This is a genomic window from Vibrio sp. 378, assembly GCF_033339435.1.
Window position 1 is genome coordinate 1 of record NZ_JAWOUO010000372.1, and the last position, 805, is coordinate 805.

Sequence of the window (805 nt, forward strand, 5' to 3'; positions counted from 1 at the left end):
CCAAAAACCATCAGCGCGACAATGGGCAGTTTTGGGCGTGTGCAAGTGAGTTTGGTTGATTTGCCAAGCTACTTAGCTGAAGCAAACTTGCCAGTGTATGGTGCTTTCCTTGAAGGTGAGAGCGTGCATAAAACTGATTTTTCAGCAGAAGGTATTTTGTTGATGGGCAGCGAGTCACATGGTGTGCGCGAAGAAGCGTCTAAGTTCGTGACAGATAAGATCACGATTCCTGCTTTCGGTGGCGCAGAATCTTTAAACGTGGCAATGGCGACGGGGATCATTTTGGACAACATGCGTCGTCAGCACAGCTAATCGTATCAACGAATTTTAGATACAAAAAAAGCGTAACGGTCCAGGCGATGTCAAGCTGAGGTTCATTACGCTTTTTTCGTTTTGAATGCGGTTATTTTTCTAACATATCCAACTTGTTTGGCACGCCATTCCATTTTTCCGCTTCATCCATCGCTGGTTTCACTTCAGTTTGTACCGGCCAGATTTCTGCGAGTTCGGCGTTGAGCTCTTTGTAGATGGTTTGATCTTCAGGCAGCTCGTCTTCTTGGAAGATTGCCGCTGCGGCACACTCGTCAACACACAAGCCACAGTCGATACATTCTATTGGGTTGATTACCATGAAGTTTGGACCTTCGTGGAAGGCGTCAGCCGGGCACACCGCGACACAGTCGGTGTATTTACATTGGATACAGTTATCGGTTACGACAAACGCCATGATAATCAGCTCTTAAGTTAGTCAAAATCAAAGAAGGGGGATAATACTCATCCCAAGGCAAAATTCAACATTCACCAA

General features: G+C 46.0%; 2 protein-coding genes. One reads left to right on the forward strand and one right to left on the reverse strand.

The annotated features are described in order from the left end of the window. A partial coding sequence (locus R7Q48_RS26350) for a TrmH family RNA methyltransferase (RefSeq protein WP_318133148.1) occupies positions 1-312 on the forward strand: 312 nt, incomplete at its 5' end. Positions 313-403: 91 nt separating this feature from the next. On the opposite strand, the gene fdxA is transcribed toward R7Q48_RS26350, so the two are convergent. Beyond that, entirely contained in the window at positions 404-727 is a 324-nt protein-coding gene (gene fdxA / locus R7Q48_RS26355; RefSeq protein ID WP_005461160.1) for a ferredoxin FdxA, read from the reverse strand. Between the last annotated feature and the right edge of the window lie 78 nt (positions 728-805).

Coding starts and splice junctions, on each gene's coding strand:
- fdxA (WP_005461160.1), bottom strand. CDS start 727: ATGGCGTTTGTCGTAACCGATAACTGTATCCAATGTAAATACACCGAC.